The sequence below is a fragment of the uncultured Gemella sp. genome (assembly GCF_963537375.1).
GTDB lineage: Bacteria > Bacillota > Bacilli > Staphylococcales > Gemellaceae > Gemella.
In genome coordinates, this window is record NZ_CAUTDQ010000003.1 from 30,750 (window position 1) to 48,216 (window position 17,467).

Sequence of the window (17,467 nt, forward strand, 5' to 3'; positions counted from 1 at the left end):
TATTTATTTACTCTAATCGTATATAATTAAAGTTGTGACTTAAGGAGGTAATCTATGAGGAATTTGACAATAGTAGATATAGCAAAAATGGCTGGAGTAGGTACTACTACTGTCTCTAGATATTTTAATGGTGGAAATTTAAAAAAAGAAACTCATGAAAGAATTAAAGAAATAGTTGATAAATACAATTATACACCGAATACTTTTGCCAAGGCGTTAAAAAGTACGGATAGCAAAATTATTGGTGTGATAGTACCATGTTTACATTCTTTTGTAAGTGGAAATACTTTAAAATATCTAGATAAAGAATTAAAAGAAAATAATTATGAAACACTAATAATGAATGCTAATTTTGATGAAAATAAACAATTGGAATATATTAAGAAGTTAGCGAGGATGAACGTTGATGGAATAATCCTATTACCAACAACGATGAGCAAAACATATGAAGATACAATAAAATCTGTAGATGTTCCTGTTGTAATGTTAGGACAGGAAGGGGAATACACTTATAGTGTTGAATATAATGATTTTAATGCTGCTAGAGATTTAACAAATTATGTTCTAGCTAGTGGACATAAGAAAATTGCTTACTTAGGGGTAAGTGAAGATGATATTGCTGTAGGTTACTATAGAAAATTAGGGGTAGTAAGAACTTTAGAAAAGTATGGTTTAAGTCCTAAAAATATACTTATCAGTAATTTTGGTATGGAAGAAGCATACGATGTTGTAAAAGAGAATATAGAACAGTTGAAGGCTGATAGTTGTTTAATTTGTGCCACTGACAATCTAGCTTATGGTGCTATGAAGGCTCTTGAAGAAGAAGGTTTAAGTGTTGGTGAAAATTATTCAGTTGCTGCATTTGGGGATTATACTTCATCTGCTTTATTGAAATCCCCGTTAACAACTATAAAATTTGATTTAAAAGATGCAGCGAAGCAAACAGTTAGCATGTTACTTAATGTTATAAAAAAAGAAGAGACAGCAATGAAACTATTAATTGGTTATGATTTGAAAACAAGAAATAGTGTAGTTGATTTAAATAAATATGGAGAATAAGAATGACGAATATAAAAGCGATTTTTTTTGATATTGATGGAACGATAAGAAGTTTTAAAACTAAAACTATTCCGGAAAATACTGCAAATACTTTAAGAAGGTTAAAAGAAAAAGGGATTAAAATGTTTATAGCTACAGGAAGAGCACCATTTCATACGACATTTTTAAATGATTTGTTAGATTTTAAATTTGATGGATACATTACAATAAATGGACAGTACTGCTATTTAGAATCTGGAGAAGTTTTAAATGATAAGATTTTATCAAAAGATGATATAAAAAATGTTCTTCCTTATTTTAAGGAGAATAATATAGCTTGTGATTTTGCTTTATTAGATGGAGCTTTCATGAATTTGAAAAACTCACGAGTTAAATGGTTGGAAGATGAATTAGGAGATCCAGAAAGATTTAAAGAGGATCCACTAGCTTACGATAAGGCTGTTAGTGAAAAAATATATCAACTTAATGTATTTGTCTCTGAAGAGGAAGAAGCGGGATTCTTAGCTTATATGCCTAATTCAAAAGCAGCTCGGTGGACAACTCATTTTACAGATGTTATTCCAAAAGATGGGGGAAAAAATACTGGAATTGATGCGATTATTTCTCATTTTGGTATTAAATTAGAAGAAACTATGGCTTTTGGTGATGGTGGAAATGACATAGATATGTTAAAACATGCAGGAATTGGTATCGCAATGGAAAATGCCGGTGATAATGTTAAAGAAATAGCTGATTATATCACAACTAGTGTAGATGATGATGGAATTACTCATGCTCTAAAACATTTTAATGTATTATAAGGATAAAAACGGGAGTGACTCGACAAAATCGTTATTTTGTCGAGTCACTCCTTTAAAGTTTATTAGATATCGATAAACTACGGTATATTTGAATTTTTATATAAACTATTTTAAATTTAGAGCATCTTAGTTAGCTCATTTTCTTTTTAATCACTAAATTGCTTTAAAAATAAATCTACACACTCTTTTGGCATAATGACGGTAAGTTTGTCGTTTGCTTCTAAAATTGTACTTCCTTTTGGCACGATTTCACGACCAGAGCGCTCGATATGAGAAACAAGAGCACCTTTTGTCCAATCGATTTCGCGTATTTCTTTTCCTATTAATGAACTATCGTTTGATATAGTAGTTAGAATTTCTACTTCCATTTCTAGTTCATCGTCTCCTAGTTTATTACTAGTTAAAATGCGCTCAAGTAAATATTCGTAAACAGGTTTTGTTCCAAGTATATTTGCTGTGATATATGCGAATAGACAACAAAGAGCGATGGGTAGGAAGTAATTTAGTTTTTGAGTCATTTCGAATAATAATATTATTGAAGTAATTGGGCTTCGTACAATTGCAGTTAAGTAACCTGACATAGATAGTATTACGAATAATGCAGTATATTTAGCGTCAAAAAAGTTACTAAACAATGTTCCAAGTACTGCACCTTGTATCAATATTGGTAAAAATATACCACCTGCGACTCCTGATGTAAAAGAAACAAGTGAAAATAGAGTTTTTATGAAATATAAGGTTAATAAAAACATAAAGCTAAATTTATTCTCTATCAGAAATTCTACTAGACTATGACCACTACCAAGTACTATTGGATAAAAAATAAATAGTCCAAATGAGATTATAAATGCTACTTGAGGTCTAAATACTATATTAAGTTTGAAATATTCATAAATTTTGAAAAGTATTTTTATAGTAACATTATAAAATGTTCCAAATAAACCTAATAAGATTCCTAATAAAACAACCCAAGGATAAATACTTACTTCAACATAAGGTATTTCGGGAAATTTGAATATAGCGGTAAGTCCAAAAATATATTGCCCAACTATATTTGCAACTACAGCGGCGCTAAAGCAACAAATAACGATTTTTTTAGTTATTTGTTTATGTACTTCTTCAATAGAAAATAAAACACCAGCAAGTGGAGCACCAAAAGCAATGGATAGACCAGCACTAGCGCCACAAGTAATAAGATACTTTTCTTTTACACTATCTTTTTTTAATATTCTAGATACTAGTTTACCACTCATTGCTCCTAGCTGAATTGAAGGTCCTTCACGTCCAAGTGATAAACCACCTAGACTTGCCGTTAATCCACCAGTTATTTTATAAATTAGAACGCGTAGAGGATTAGAATTCAATCTACCTGTAATTTCTGCAGAAACTTGAGGAATTCCACTTCCACTAGCCATTGGTTCACGTTTTAATAAAAAGCCAGAAAACAAGGCAAGTAAGATTAGAATTAGTAAAAGACCTATTTTATATATAAATCCAGTTTTAATAAAGTCGGCTGTGTAATGAACAAGTTTCTCACTATAACCAATAAGAAGTCTGTAACTAGCACCGACAATTCCAGCAGCTAAACCTACTAAAATTCCATCAATTAATAAAGATGATTCAATTTTTAAATTTTTATTTTCAATTTTACTAATTTTTGATATTCTCATCCAGATCTCCTTTCGAAAATTTTGTCTATATCAACATTTTACTCCTTATTATAAAAAAAATCAAAAAAATATTTTATTAATACAATTTAATATTAAAAATACAAAATGTATGCTAAAATATAATTATATGATGAAAGGAGTAAACATAATGAAAATATTCTTAATTATAGTAATTGTATTATTAATTATTGCATATGCATTTTGGCTTAAATTGCTAAAAGGAAAACCAGGAAGAATTGCTGGAGTTGATGTTGAGAAGAAAACATTCGAAGAAGCTTTAGTAGTTGATGTTCGTTGGCAAAAAGAATATGCAAGAGGTCATGCTATAAATGCTGTGAATCTTCCAATTAAACTTTTCAAAAATGGTAGTGATGTATTAGATGATTATAAAGATAAAGATATAATCTTATATTGTGTCGTTGATGTTACTTCACGTAATACTGAAAAATTGCTTAGAGAACGTGGTTTCACAAAACTTCATATCGGTGATGGTATAAAACAATATGACTATGGAAAAGCTATTTATAGTAACGCCTTATTATCAGAATTCAAATATCGTATTTCAGCAAGTAAAAATAAACAATTATTAAATCTTGGTTCTGAAGTGTTAAGTGATGAAGAAATTAAAGTTTCACCTGAGGAAATAGATAGTGTATTAGATAGATTAGATAAATCTTCAGAAATTTTTGTTTATAGTGATAAACCTGAATTAAGTAAAGCGGTATGTAAGAAACTTGGTTTAGATGGATATACAATTATTAATTTAGTTGAACCGTTTAGTACTACTAGTTATAGAAATGCATTTTATAACAAAAATGATTATATCGAAAGTCAAGACGAAAAAGAAGCCGCAACGTGTAGCGCTTGAGGATAGAGATTTTAAAACGATAGGTTATCGTTTATAATAATTTTCGATCAAACTTGAGGGTAACTTGATAAAATAGATTTTTAATAAATCTTATTTTATGAGTTACTCTTTATTTTTTGTATTATTATATTTATTTATTACGTTTACTATAAAAAATATATAAATTAGGTTATAATAGAGATGATGGAAAATATGAAACAGAGGACAATAATTATGAGGATTTTACATGTGTTAGCTCAGCTTCCGATAAAAACAGGAAGTGGCGTATATTTTACTAATGTTATAGATGGATTAAAGGGATTTAACGTAGAGCAAGCAGCTATTTATGCTACGACACCAGAGTATAATTTTAACTTTGTAGAAGAAAAATTTGAGGTTGAATTCCAAGGAGAAGATATTAGTTTTCCAATTGTTGGTATGAGTGATATTATGCCGTATGACAATACACTATATAAAAATATGACTGATGAAATGATGGAATCTTGGCAAGCTACATTTCGTAAAAAGTTAATACAAGCTAGAGAAGAATTTAGACCAGATGTAGTAATTACACATCATTTATGGATTTTGAGTTCTATGGTTTGTGATGTTTTTGAAAATGAAAAAGTTCTAGGGGTATGTCACAATACGGATATAAGACAAGCTGAAAAAAATCCTGTAATGAAAGATAAATATGTAAAAAGTCTTGGGAAGCTAGATAAAATATTAGCATTAAGTAGTGGAGTTATAGATGGAATATCTAATATCTATAATTATCCTGTAGAAAAAATTGTTAATATTGGTGCAGGTTATAATGAGAAAATTTTTTATCCTGAGGAAAAATATGATAAACATGATAATGTAAAAATTTTATATGCAGGAAAATTTGACGAATCAAAAGGTTTTTACGAATTAATTAAAGCTTTTAGATTGTTAGAAAAAAAAGATGATAATGTAGAATTAGAATTAATAGGAAATTTAAAAGATGAAGATAAGCCTAGAGTTGAAGCTCTAGTCGGTGATTCTAAGAGAATAAGAATTTATAATGCTGTTGATCAAGTTCATCTGGGTGAAATTATGCGCGATAAAGACATATTTATACTACCTTCTTATTTTGAGGGACTGGGATTAATCGCAGTAGAAGCATTAGGAAGCGGGCTTAGAGTAGTTGCTACTGAGATAGAGGGGCTTATAGAATTTCTTGGAGAAAAAATAAATAATTCTGAGATAATTGAGTATGTAAAAATGCCAACTATTTATGATACAGATAAGGCTGTAGAAAAAGAAAAACCAGCTTTTGTAGAAAGGCTAGTAGGGGCTTTAGAAGTTATGATAAAAAGAACAAGAAAAGATCGAGAGATTCCAGCTTATTTACTAGAAGAAATTGAGCGACATTCTTGGAAGAAAAAGATAGAAACAATTTATAAATTGTTGTAAAATCAATAATTAGATAATACATGTAGAAGTACAAAGAGAAATATATAATAGTGATATATGAAGAATAGTATGAGGGCGACTCAAACATCGCTTTTTAAAAATGTGATTTTTGTTTCGTACTTCTTTATAATTTCTAGAATTAAAATTAGGAGATTTAAATGGATAAGATAATATTAATAGATGGAAATAGTTTAAGTTATCGTGCTTTTTATGCTATGCCAGCTTTAAAAAACAAAAAAGGTCTATATACTAATAGTGTTTATGGATTTACATTAATGTTAGAAAAAATATTAGCAGATACTAATCCGAAGTATGCATTAGTTGCCTTTGATAAAGGAAAACAAACTTTTAGACACCAAAGTTATGAAGCGTATAAAGGTACTAGAGACAAAACTCCTAGTGAGTTAGTAGAGCAATTCGGTTATGTTAGAGAACTTCTAGATTCATATGGAATAAAGTATGAAGAACACTTTGATTATGAAGCGGATGATATTATTGGTAGTTATGCAAAAATTGCAGAGAAAGCTGGTTTGGAAGTAATAATAGTAACTGGAGATAAAGACTTAACGCAACTTGCTAGTGAAAATATAACAATTTATTATACTAAACGCGGAGTTACAGATATTGATTATTACACGCCAGAATTTATTGCTGAGAAATATGGTTTAACTCCAGAACAAATCGTTGACATGAAAGGTCTTATGGGAGATAAGAGCGATAATATTCCGGGGATTGCTGGAGTAGGAGAAAAAACTGCCATAAAACTATTAACTGAATATAAAACTGTAGAAAATGTATTAGAAAATATTGACAATATTAGTGGAAAAAAACTAAAAGAGCGTTTAACAGAAGGTCGAGAAGATGCCCTGTTAAGTAAAAAATTAGCAACTATTTATACAGAAGTTCCAGTCGATAACAAGTTAGAAGATTTAACTTATAGTGAGAATATAGAGCTTAAAAGAGAGCTGTTTGAAAAACTTGAATTTGTTTCATTTTTAAGAAAATTATCTCAAGAAAATCTTAGTGAAGAGTCAGATGAAGTAGCTGAAGGAAAGACTGCTCCCGAAAAAGAAGTTAATATTATTTTAGCGGATAAAAATACGAAAATAGATTTTACCGATAGTGCTCTACATGTAGAGTGTTATACAGAGGATTATCATAATTCAGATGTGGTAGGAATAGTAGTTTACAAAGAAGGAACAGCTTATATTTTTAGTGAAGAACAATTTTTCACTAATGAATTTGTAGTAGAGTATCTTCAAAGTGAATTGGCTAAAACTGTCTATGATTTTAAAAAGATTTTATTTATAGCGAAGAGAAATGGTGTTGATATTAACGGAGAAGTTTTCGATGTTAAAATAGTGTCTTATCTAATTGATGTAAATGCAAAAACTGAAATTGATAAAATCATCTTTAACTATCTTGGGAAAATAATAAGTAGTGACGAAGAAGTATATGGTAAGGGAGCGAAACGAACTTTGCCAGTTCAAGAAGTTATTAATCCGTATATAGCAGAAATTGCAGAGAGTATTTCACTTATGAAACCATTGCTGGAAGAAAAACTTTCTGAAGAAAATATGGTGGACTTATATAAAGATATAGAGATTAAAGTTGCTAAAGTATTAGCTAATATGGAATTTGAAGGAATACATGTTAGTAAGAAAGCTCTTGAGGAAATGAGTGCTGAGTTTGACGAGAGAATTAAAACATTGGAATCTAGTATTTATACTTTAGCTGGTTCTGAATTTAATATTGCTTCACCTAAACAGCTAGGTGTTGTGTTATTTGAAGATTTAGGTTTACCACCAATTAAGAAAACAAAGACTGGATATTCTACAGCTGTAGAAGTGTTAGAACAACTTCAACATAGTCATGAGATTATTCCACTAATTATGGAATATAGAACCATTACAAAATTGAACTCAACTTATGCAAAAGGATTAGTTAAAGATATCACTCGTGAAGGGAAAATTCACACACGTTATGAGCAAACATTAGCTCAAACAGGACGCTTATCTTCAGTAAATCCTAATCTTCAAAATATCCCTACAAGAATCGAAGAAGGTAAAAAAATTAGAAAAGCATTTGTTCCAGCTTCTGATGATAGAGTAATTTTATCTATTGACTATTCTCAAATAGAGCTTCGAGTATTGGCTCATATTGCTCAAGATGCAGGAATGATAGATGCATTCAAGCATGATGTGGATATTCATACTAAAACAGCTAGTGATGTTAATGGAGTGAGCCTTGATGAAGTAACATCTTCAATGCGTCGAGAAGCTAAAGCTGTTAACTTTGGTATTGTTTATGGAATTTCTGATTTTGGTTTATCTAATAATTTAGGTATTACTAGAAAACGTGCGAAAGAATTTATCGATAAATATTTAGAAACATTTAAAGGTGTTGATAAATATATGACTGATATTGTAGATTTTGCAAAAGAACACGGTTATGTAGAAACATTATTCAATAGAAGAAGAGCATTACCGGATATTAATGCTAAAAATAAGATTGTAGCCAATCTAAATGCACGTATTGCGATGAATTCACCGATTCAAGGTACTGCTGCAGATATTATCAAGATAGCTATGGTTAATGTATTTGAGTATTTAGAAAAAACAAATGTAGATGCAAAATTATTATTACAAGTACATGATGAATTGATCTTCGATGTAAATAAAGATATAGAAGAAGAGTTTACAAAAGAAATGATTAAAATTATGGAAGAAGCGGCTAATTTAGATGTTCAGCTTAAAGCTGAAGCGAGTAGCGGATCTTCATGGTATGATGCAAAATAGAGTGGTAGCTTATATTAATTTACAGTAACATTCTCCATATAGTTTTTTTGAATGTTATAAAAAGCTAGTGATAACGATAGACATATTGTTATCACTAGCTTTTTTCATGAGAAATTCACATTGGAAATTGAAAATATAAATAAGAAAAACGAAGAACAAAAACGTTTACAAAAATATGTTGTATTTGATATAATTGACTAAGAAGAAATTACATTGAAAGTGTAAAATAACAATTTAAGGAGATGTAGTAATTATGAATAACAATCCATTGGTTAATGCAAGAGAACAAATTAAAGGTGCTTGTGAAGTTTTAGGGTACAAAGAAGAGGTATATGAATCACTAAAAGATCCACAAAGATTCTTTGAAATATCTATTCCAGTTAGAATGGACAATGGTGAGGTAAAATACTTCAAAGGATTCCGTTCACAACATAATGATGCAATCGGACCTACAAAAGGTGGTTTAAGATTTCACCCACTTGTAACAGGTGATGAAGTTAAAGCATTGTCTATTTGGATGACATTCAAATGTGCTGTTGCTAACCTACCATACGGTGGAGGTAAAGGTGGTATTATCGTAGATCCAAAAGAATTGTCTAAAGGTGAACTGGAAAGACTTTCTAGAGGATACATTAGAGGAATCTACAAGTATCTAGGTGAAAAACAAGATGTCCCAGCACCAGACGTAAATACAAATGGTCAAATAATGTCATGGATGATTGACGAATTTAATGTTCTTACTGGTGAGCAAGGAATTGGTACTTTAACAGGTAAACCATTAGAACTAGGTGGTTCATTAGGAAGAACGCAAGCAACTGGATATGGGGTGGCTCTTGCTGCGAAATTGGCATTAGAAAAATTAGGGAAATCTACACAAGGAGCTAAGTTTGCTGTTCAAGGATTTGGTAATGTAGGTAGCTATACAGTAAAAACTGCTGTAAACTTTGGAGCTAAAGTAGTTGCTGTAACTGAACGTGATGACGATGGAATTCAATATGCTGTATATCGTGAAGATGGTTTATCATATGCTGAACTTCAAGAATGTAAAGATAATAAAGTTAGATTCCATAAATTACCAAATACAAAACGTTTAACTTTAGATGAATTTTGGGCATTAGATGTAGATGTTCTTTGTCCATGTGCTTTAGAAAACGCAATTGATGCTAAGGAAGCAAGTTTAATTAAAGCACCAATTATATCAGAAGGAGCCAATGGTCCTGCTACATTAGAAGGTGATAAAGTATTACGAGAAAAAGGTGTGGTTGTAATTCCTGATATTCTTGCAAATAGTGGTGGTGTTACTGTATCTTACTTTGAATGGGTACAAAACTTACAAGGTTACTACTGGACAGAAGAAGAAGTAGTAGAAAAACAAGCAAGAGTTATGACAAAAGCATTTAATGATATTTGGGAAGTGAAAGAAAGATTTGATATCCCAATGAGAAAAGCTGCTTATGTGAATTCTATTGAAAAAATTGTTAAAAACATGAAGTTAAAAGGTAGATTAAGCTAATCGTATTAAAAATAATGAATCGACGGAATTCTATTTTCTGTCGATTCTTTTTTTATTTATTTGAAAGTATTTCAAGTATATAATCATCAAATTGATGTTGGAATATTTTTTTATAATCTAAAAATTTATAATGCTGGATCTCAATATTTTTTAGTGATTCAATTAATTTTAATTGTGCAAAATGTGGAGTTTTAGGACTTAGATATGAAAGTCCATAGTGTACTTTTTGTGAGACGGAGCTACTAATATCAAGTATATCAATTGAGTCTAGTGTTTTATATAGATAGTTTATTTGATCTGGAAAATCAATTTCAAAATTATATAATTTTCTAAAGATTGGATTTTTCTTATTTTGAATGTAAGTATTTTTTATATCACAGAGAGAACAATCAGAAATAAATAGTTCCTTAATTGAATTGTAATAACTAGCACATACTAGGGAAATAGCAGCACCTTGTCCAACTCCAGTTGCATATATATCTTTATTCGGAAATAATAATTCAATAATTTGTAGAGTATCAAGAGCATCTTGAAATACCAGCTTATAATATGGAAACTCATAACTATTATCTAAAAATGGAAAATGAGAACAAGGAGTATTGTTTTCACTATTTCCAGCTTGGGCTCTAATATGTAAAGACACTAGAACGTAGTCTAACATACTGTATTTAGTTAATGATAAGTAATCTTTATTTTTTACTTTAAATTCAGGAAAGTCGATAATCACTCCCTTGATATCGGTATTTGGAGTGACTATATCTAATTCAATGTTAGAATTATCTATTCCTTTAAAATTAATTTTTTTATATTGAACAAATCGATGTTTAACATGCAATAATTGTTCTGTATAATTTAGTTTTCTATATTTCTCTAATTTCATTATATACTCCCATTATTTATTTAGTAAGAAGTTAACTACTTCATCATTGAAGCTTGGAATATTTTCGTGATAGTACTTTTTATAAACTATAACTTTTTTATTACTTTTTATATTATTAAAAATATTTTGTTGGGTTTCTATAGGACAATCAACGTCGAGATTAGAAATTCCGAATAATACATTACATTTCAAAAGTTTTGCAAAATTTATAGTATCGATGTAATAAAGATTGTTTAAAAAGTCTTTAGTATTGCTTCCTTTTGTGTTAAACCATCGTGCATGATGGGTAAATTCTGTATAAGCATTATTTCTATTGTCAAGTTCATAAATAGCTTTGAAGTTTGAAAGGAAAGGATATAGACTTATACATTTTTTTACATTTTTATTTAAAGCAGCAAATATTATTGAAAATGCTCCACCTTGAGAAGCTCCGTAGGTAACAATATTATTAGAATCAACTCCTTCGAAAGATGTAATAATTCTAGAAAGTAATAAAGTATCTAAAATGTTCTTATAAAATATCATATCTTCAATACTCTCATCGATTCCTACTGTAAGGTGACCAAACACTGAAGGCGAGGAACTTCCATTGTCTTTACTTAAACCGCCTTGATTTCTAAAATCTATAGCAACCACATCATACCCCAAAGAGGAAAAAGCAGATTTTTCTAACCAGTTTCTACTCGAAGCGGGGTATCCGTGGAAATAAAATAGAATAGGGATAGGTCTATTTGGATATTTGGTTCTAAATTTAATATTTTTTATGTATTTAGCGTAGATTCTTGAATTATCGTAGCTATTAAAAGTTAAGTTATAATATTCTATATTTTCAAATTTCGAAAACTTGGTCTGCTCTATATTATAGTCGATGTGAATATTATTAATGTAGTTTATTTTTTTAGACCAAAAATTTTTGAAATTTATTTCGTTGCTCATAGTAATCTCCTATTTTAGCGTTTTCAATTACTTAATATAGTATCACTCGAAAGAGGAAATATCCACCAATAAGAATTATTAAAAAATTAGAAATAGAGATAGAACTTATAGATAGTATAATAATTGAAAAAAAAGTTTATATGTAGTAAAATTATTTATTAATGACTAAAAAATAAGGAAAGAGGTTAAATTAAAACCATATGGATCTCAGTATCTTAATTAAAATATTAATAATTATATTATTACTTGTTGCTTCGGCAATATTTGTAATGTTTGAATTTGCACTTGTTAAGCTTAGACCTACAAGGGTAAATGAATTAGTTGAATCTGGAAATAAAACAGCAAAAATTTTGGCAGTAATGGTTGATCAATTGGATCATTATTTATCTGCTACGCAGCTAGGTATAACGATTGTTTCGTTAGGACTTGGTTGGATAGGGGAAGCAACATTCCACTCATTATTTAATCCTATATTCGAGTTATTACATCTAAATGAGGCGGTAACACATACGATATCGTTAGTAGTGTCATTTGGATTTATGACGTTATTGCATGTGGTTTTAGGTGAATTGGTTCCTAAAACTATAGCTATTCAATCTGCAGAAACAACTTGTCTGAGAGTTGCTTGGCCGATGTATATGTTTGATAAAGTAATGCGTCCATTAGTATGGTTGCTTAACTCGCTAGCAAATGTTATAGCAAAAATGTTTGGATATGAACCAGCATCTGAACATGATGATATTCACAGTGAACAAGAATTGAGAACGATAATGAAATCTTCAAGAGCACATGGTCAAATTAATGACGTAGAGTATCGTTATGTAGAGAGAGTATTCGAATTTGATAATAAAATTGCTAAGGAAATTATGACACCTAGAACAGAGGTTGAAGCAATAGATATGAGTGACTCTCTAGGAATTATCATGAGACAATTAAAGCAAGAAGAGTATACTAGATACCCGGTAATCGAAGATGGGGATAAAGACAAAATTCTTGGTATTTTAAATGTTAAAAAACTGTTATTTGCTGATAAACCGCTAGAAAACACTAAAGATTTAGAAGAGTATATTACACCAGCTATAAAAATATTTGAACATACACCGATTTCTCAAGTATTAGCAACTATTAAGCAAAATAGAGAGCATATGATTGTTATTACTGATGAATATGGTGGAACTAGTGGAGTAGTTACATTAGAGGATATAGTTGAAGAAATTACTGGTGAAATTCGAGATGAATTCGATGAAGATGAGCAAAGTTTAGTTAAAAAATTAAAAAATGGACATTATTTAATTGATGGCTGGGTACCAATCCAAGATGTCAATGCATTATTCCATGCTCACCTACCACATGAAGAAGTTGATACAATAGGTGCGTATATTTATTTAGAAAAATATGAAGCGAAAGTTGGAGCTGTATATTCTATTGATAAATTAACTTTTGTTGTAAGAAAAGTAGAAGAAAATCAAATACGAACTTTAGAAGTTTGGAAAGAAAAATAAAAAGAAAAAGAGAAGATAGTTTAATTAAGCTATCTTCTCTTTACTATAGGTGATGTGATAAAAAGTTTAGTTAATTAAAATCAACTTAAAAATTATTGTATACCCTTTACTATTCCGAACAATAGTGGTATTATATACATATAATATACGAATAAAATATATTGATTGTATAATCTGTGGTAAAGTTACCGTTTATACAATGTAAGGAGTATAAGATGAAGTTAAAGAGAAGTGAAAGAATAGTAGTGATGACGGAGTATTTATTAAATAATCCGAATAAATTAATTCCATTAACGTATTTCGTTTCAAAATTTAATCAAGCTAAATCTTCAATAAGTGAGGATATACATATAATAAAAAATGGTTTCAAAGAAGAAAATATTGGAGAAGTTAAAACTTTAGCAGGAGTAAGTGGAGGTGTTATCTTTACACCGACTTTAGTAGAAGAAGATGCTAAAGAAATTCTAAGTAGTTTTCTTGATAAAATTAATGATGGAAATCGTTTGTTAGCAGGTGGGTATATTTTTATGTCAGACATAATAGGTGATCCTAGTCTAATGAATAAGTTAGGCCGAGTAGTTGCTACTGTCTATAAAAATAAAGAAGTGGATGCAGTGGTAACTGTTGCGACAAAAGGTATTCCAGTAGCTTATGCCATAGCTTCAATATTAAATAAACCTGTAATTATCATAAGAAGAGATAATAAGGTTACAGAAGGAACTACTGTTGCGATAAATTATGTTTCAGGATCTACCAAGAAAATAGAAACAATGATTTTATCTAAACGAAGTTTAAATACTGGATCAAAAGTGCTATTAGTTGATGACTTCATGCGTGGAGGGGGAGTCCTTACAGGTATGGAAAGTCTTATGAATGAGTTTGATGTTAATGTTGTTGGTAAAGTAATAATCACACAGTGTTTTGATTCGCCAAGAGAACACGAAGATGATTACTTATATCTTTCAAAAATTGAAAATATTGACGAATTTAACGGAACTTTCGATGTGAAATTAGGGAATGTTATTGAAAAATTAAGACAAGTAGAAAAAGAGGATGTTGAAAATGAGTAATAATAGATATGCAGTAATTCTTGCAGCTGGAAAAGGAACTAGAATGCAATCAAAACTATATAAAGTATTGCATAAAGTTTGTGATAGAACGATGGTAGAACTTGTATTAGATAGCCTTAATGACTTAGAAATGCAAGAGGTAATAACTGTAGTTGGTCATGGTGCGGAACGAGTTAAAGAGGTGCTAGGAGATAGAACAAAGTTTGTTTTACAAGCAGAACAATTAGGAACTGCTCATGCTGTAAAAGTAGCCAAAGATGAATTAAAAGATAAAGAGGGTACAACTATTGTAATGTATGGAGATACTCCTCTAATTCGTCCAGAGACTATTAATAGTATGCTAGATCACCATGAAAATACAAATGCAAAAGCAACTGTATTAACAGCAATAGCTGATGATCCATTTGCTTATGGTCGTATTATTCGTGATGTGAATGGAAAGTTAGTGAAAATTGTTGAAGAAAAAGATGCAACAGAACAAGAGAAAAAAATAAAAGAAATTAACTCAGGAATTTATTGCTTTGATAATAAATTATTATTTGAAATGTTAGAAAAAGTTAAGAATGATAATAATCAAGGTGAGTATTATCTTCCAGATGTACTAGCATTAATCCGTGAACAAAAAGAAATTATTGAAACATATTTATGTGACGATTTCGATGAAACATTTGGTGTAAACGATAGAGTAGCGTTAGCTTATGCAGAAAATGTTATGAGAAATAGAATTAATACTAAACATATGCTAGCAGGAGTTACTCTAGTAGATCCTACAAATACATATATTGCACCTAATGCTGTAATTGGTCGTGATACAACAATTTATCCAAACGTTACAATTAAATCTAATACTGTAATTGGAAAAGACTGTCAAATCAAACCTAATTCATACTTGGAAAATGCACAGATAGGAAATGGAGTAAAAGTTATATCTTCAACTATTAGCGATTCAAAAATTGGAGATTATACTAGCGTTGGTCCATATTCTCACATTAGAAATAATTGTGAATTAGGTCAACACGTAAGAGTAGGTAATTTTGTAGAATTAAAAAATACTACATATGGAGATGGATCTAAAACAGCTCATTTAAGTTACTTAGGTGATACTGAAGTAGGAAGCAATACAAATATTGGTTGTGGAACAATTACTGTTAACTACGATGGAAAAAATAAATATCGAACTAAAATCGGTAGTGATGCATTTATAGGATGTAACTCAAACTTAATAGCCCCATTAGAAATTGGTGATGGTGCTGTAGTTGCAGCCGGAACTACTGTTACAGAAAATGCTCCATCTGATGCTTTAGTAATAGCAAGGGTGAAGCAAGAAAATAAAGAAGGTTATGCTAAAAAAATGCCTGCGGGTAGAAAATCGTAAAATATTAATATCATAGAATTAAAATGGTGTTATAGTAAAAATATGAAAAATAAACTGTATCACTAAATTTTTCAAAAATATTCAATATATTTTTCAAAGTTGAAAATATACATAAATAATATAAAAGAGGATGGAAAATAAGTAAAATTAGTTATTTTTCGTCCTCTTTCATCTTGAAATAGTTCTATAAAAAGTATATAATTACATATGTATAGAATGTGTTACAAATAAATTATTTGTATTATAATAAAAATATAAGGAGGAATCATTGTGAAATCAAAACACCAAAAAATATTAGAATATATAAAGAGCTTACCGATTGGTAGCAAGATTTCTGTACGTCAAGTAGCTAAAGAACTGAAAGTTAGTGAAGGAACAGCATATCGTGCAATAAAAGAATCTGAAAATCGTGGTTTTGTATCATCGATAGAACGTGTCGGTACAGTGAGAATTCAGAAAAAAGAACGTGATAATGTAGAAAAATTATCATATTCAGAGATTGTAAATATAGTAAGTGGACAATTAATCGCAGGACGTGGTGGAGTTCATGAAATAGTGCAAGACTTCGCAATTGGGGCAATGGATTCTGAACAAGTAGGACAACACATACGCAAAGGAACATTGTTAATAATAGGGAATCGTCCAAAAATTATTGAAATGTCACTGGAGAAAGGTTGTGCTATTTTAGTAACAGGTGGATATGTACCAACTGATTCTATTAAAGCACTTGCTGATAGTAAAAATTTACCTTTAATTATTACTCCACATGATACTTTTTCAGTAACTCATTTAATAAACCGTGTAACTAATGACCAAATTATTAAGAGAGATATAATTACGGTTGAAAGTATTTATATGAAAGTTGAAAATCTATATACAATAAATCTAAATGATACTGTAAAAGATTGGTATGATTTACAATTAAAAGTAGGTCACACTAGATATCCAGTAATTAATGAATACGGTAAATTAGTTGGTATTGTTACAGCTCGTGACGTTTTCTTACAAGAAAAAGATGCGCTTATAAAAGAAGTGATGGAAAGAAAAGTAGCAACTACTACTTTAGAAACACCTATATCTTCAGTAGCTAATACTATGCTATCTGAAGGATATGAATTAATGCCTGTAATAGACTCGAAAAATACATTACTTGGTGTGGTTACTAGAAAAATAGTTATAAACTCATTATTAACGAATAATAGATTCCAAGAAGGTCATAATAATGATACATTTGATGAAATTATGCGTAAAGGTATAGTTCCAAGAGCTGATGGATTACAGGTTAAAGTTATTCCTCAAATGTTAGATCAATTTGGTACATTCTCTAGCTCAGCTCTATTAAGTATTATTGATGAATCTATTCATATTACAAGCTATAACTACAATAGAAGTGAAGTGCTTATGCAAAATACTACTCTTTATTTCTTGAAATCTGTACCATTAGATAGAACAATAACAACAAAAGTAAACATTTTAGATATAGGACGTAAAACTGCTAAATTTGATGTTGAAGTTTATGATAAGACAGAATTAGTTGCAAAAGCAATGGTAACTTGTCAAGTATTCCAGAGAAATTAGAG

Annotated in this window: 13 protein-coding genes; 10 read left to right on the forward strand and 3 right to left on the reverse strand. The window is 29.8% G+C overall.

Annotated elements, in window-relative coordinates:
- Positions 1–54 precede the first annotated feature (54 nt).
- The gene (locus RYK99_RS01280; protein ID WP_314989421.1) at positions 55–1,059 is read left to right on the forward strand and encodes a LacI family DNA-binding transcriptional regulator; all 1,005 of its coding nucleotides are present in this window, start codon (positions 55–57) and stop codon (positions 1,057–1,059) included.
- A 2-nt stretch (positions 1,060–1,061) separates the two neighbouring features.
- Positions 1,062–1,859, forward strand: a complete 798-nt coding sequence (locus RYK99_RS01285) for a Cof-type HAD-IIB family hydrolase (protein WP_314989423.1) — start codon at positions 1,062–1,064, stop codon at positions 1,857–1,859.
- Positions 1,860–2,005: 146 nt separating this feature from the next.
- Here RYK99_RS01285 and RYK99_RS01290 read toward each other — a convergent pair whose 3' ends face one another.
- Positions 2,006–3,529: a chloride channel protein gene (locus tag RYK99_RS01290; RefSeq protein WP_314989425.1), complete on the reverse strand. Its 1,524-nt coding sequence runs from the start codon at positions 3,527–3,529 to the stop codon at positions 2,006–2,008.
- A gap of 148 nt (positions 3,530–3,677) precedes the next feature.
- On the opposite strand from RYK99_RS01290, the gene RYK99_RS01295 reads away from it, so the two are divergent.
- The 4 genes from RYK99_RS01295 (at position 3,678) to RYK99_RS01310 (ending at position 10,124) form a co-directional block, all read left to right on the forward strand.
- A complete protein-coding gene (locus RYK99_RS01295) occupies positions 3,678–4,397 on the forward strand; it encodes a rhodanese-like domain-containing protein (protein WP_314989427.1) in 720 nt (239 codons plus the stop codon).
- 213 nt (positions 4,398–4,610) lie between these two features.
- Positions 4,611–5,813 (forward strand): glycosyltransferase, encoded by a 1,203-nt coding sequence (locus tag RYK99_RS01300; protein ID WP_314989429.1) that lies wholly within the window; start codon positions 4,611–4,613, stop codon positions 5,811–5,813.
- Between the two features lie 158 nt (positions 5,814–5,971).
- Positions 5,972–8,611 carry a DNA polymerase I gene (polA, locus tag RYK99_RS01305; RefSeq protein WP_314989432.1) on the forward strand — a complete coding sequence of 880 codons (2,640 nt, stop codon included), beginning with the start codon at positions 5,972–5,974 and terminating at the stop codon, positions 8,609–8,611.
- Positions 8,612–8,864: 253 nt separating this feature from the next.
- A complete protein-coding gene (locus RYK99_RS01310) occupies positions 8,865–10,124 on the forward strand; it encodes a Glu/Leu/Phe/Val dehydrogenase (protein WP_314989434.1) in 1,260 nt (419 codons plus the stop codon).
- Positions 10,125–10,176: 52 nt separating this feature from the next.
- On the opposite strand, the gene RYK99_RS01315 is transcribed toward RYK99_RS01310, so the two are convergent.
- Complete coding sequence (locus RYK99_RS01315) at positions 10,177–11,004, reverse strand: acetylxylan esterase (RefSeq protein WP_314989436.1); 828 nt, start codon at positions 11,002–11,004, stop codon at positions 10,177–10,179.
- Positions 11,005–11,016: 12 nt separating this feature from the next.
- Positions 11,017–11,940: an alpha/beta fold hydrolase gene (locus RYK99_RS01320; protein ID WP_314989438.1), complete on the reverse strand. Its 924-nt coding sequence runs from the start codon at positions 11,938–11,940 to the stop codon at positions 11,017–11,019.
- Positions 11,941–12,140: 200 nt separating this feature from the next.
- Here RYK99_RS01320 and RYK99_RS01325 point away from each other — a divergent pair, with 200 nt between their 5' ends.
- The 4 genes from RYK99_RS01325 (at position 12,141) to RYK99_RS01340 (ending at position 17,465) form a co-directional block, all read left to right on the forward strand.
- Positions 12,141–13,442, forward strand: a complete 1,302-nt coding sequence (locus tag RYK99_RS01325) for a hemolysin family protein (protein ID WP_314989439.1) — start codon at positions 12,141–12,143, stop codon at positions 13,440–13,442.
- A gap of 215 nt (positions 13,443–13,657) precedes the next feature.
- Positions 13,658–14,512: a pur operon repressor gene (gene purR / locus RYK99_RS01330; protein ID WP_003146651.1), complete on the forward strand. Its 855-nt coding sequence runs from the start codon at positions 13,658–13,660 to the stop codon at positions 14,510–14,512.
- Positions 14,505–15,887 (forward strand): bifunctional UDP-N-acetylglucosamine diphosphorylase/glucosamine-1-phosphate N-acetyltransferase GlmU, encoded by a 1,383-nt coding sequence (gene glmU, locus RYK99_RS01335; RefSeq protein WP_314989442.1) that lies wholly within the window; start codon positions 14,505–14,507, stop codon positions 15,885–15,887. The genes purR and glmU overlap by 8 nt, the downstream gene beginning before the upstream one ends.
- A 270-nt stretch (positions 15,888–16,157) precedes the next feature.
- Positions 16,158–17,465 (forward strand): DRTGG domain-containing protein, encoded by a 1,308-nt coding sequence (locus RYK99_RS01340; protein ID WP_314989443.1) that lies wholly within the window; start codon positions 16,158–16,160, stop codon positions 17,463–17,465.
- Positions 17,466–17,467 lie beyond the last annotated feature (2 nt).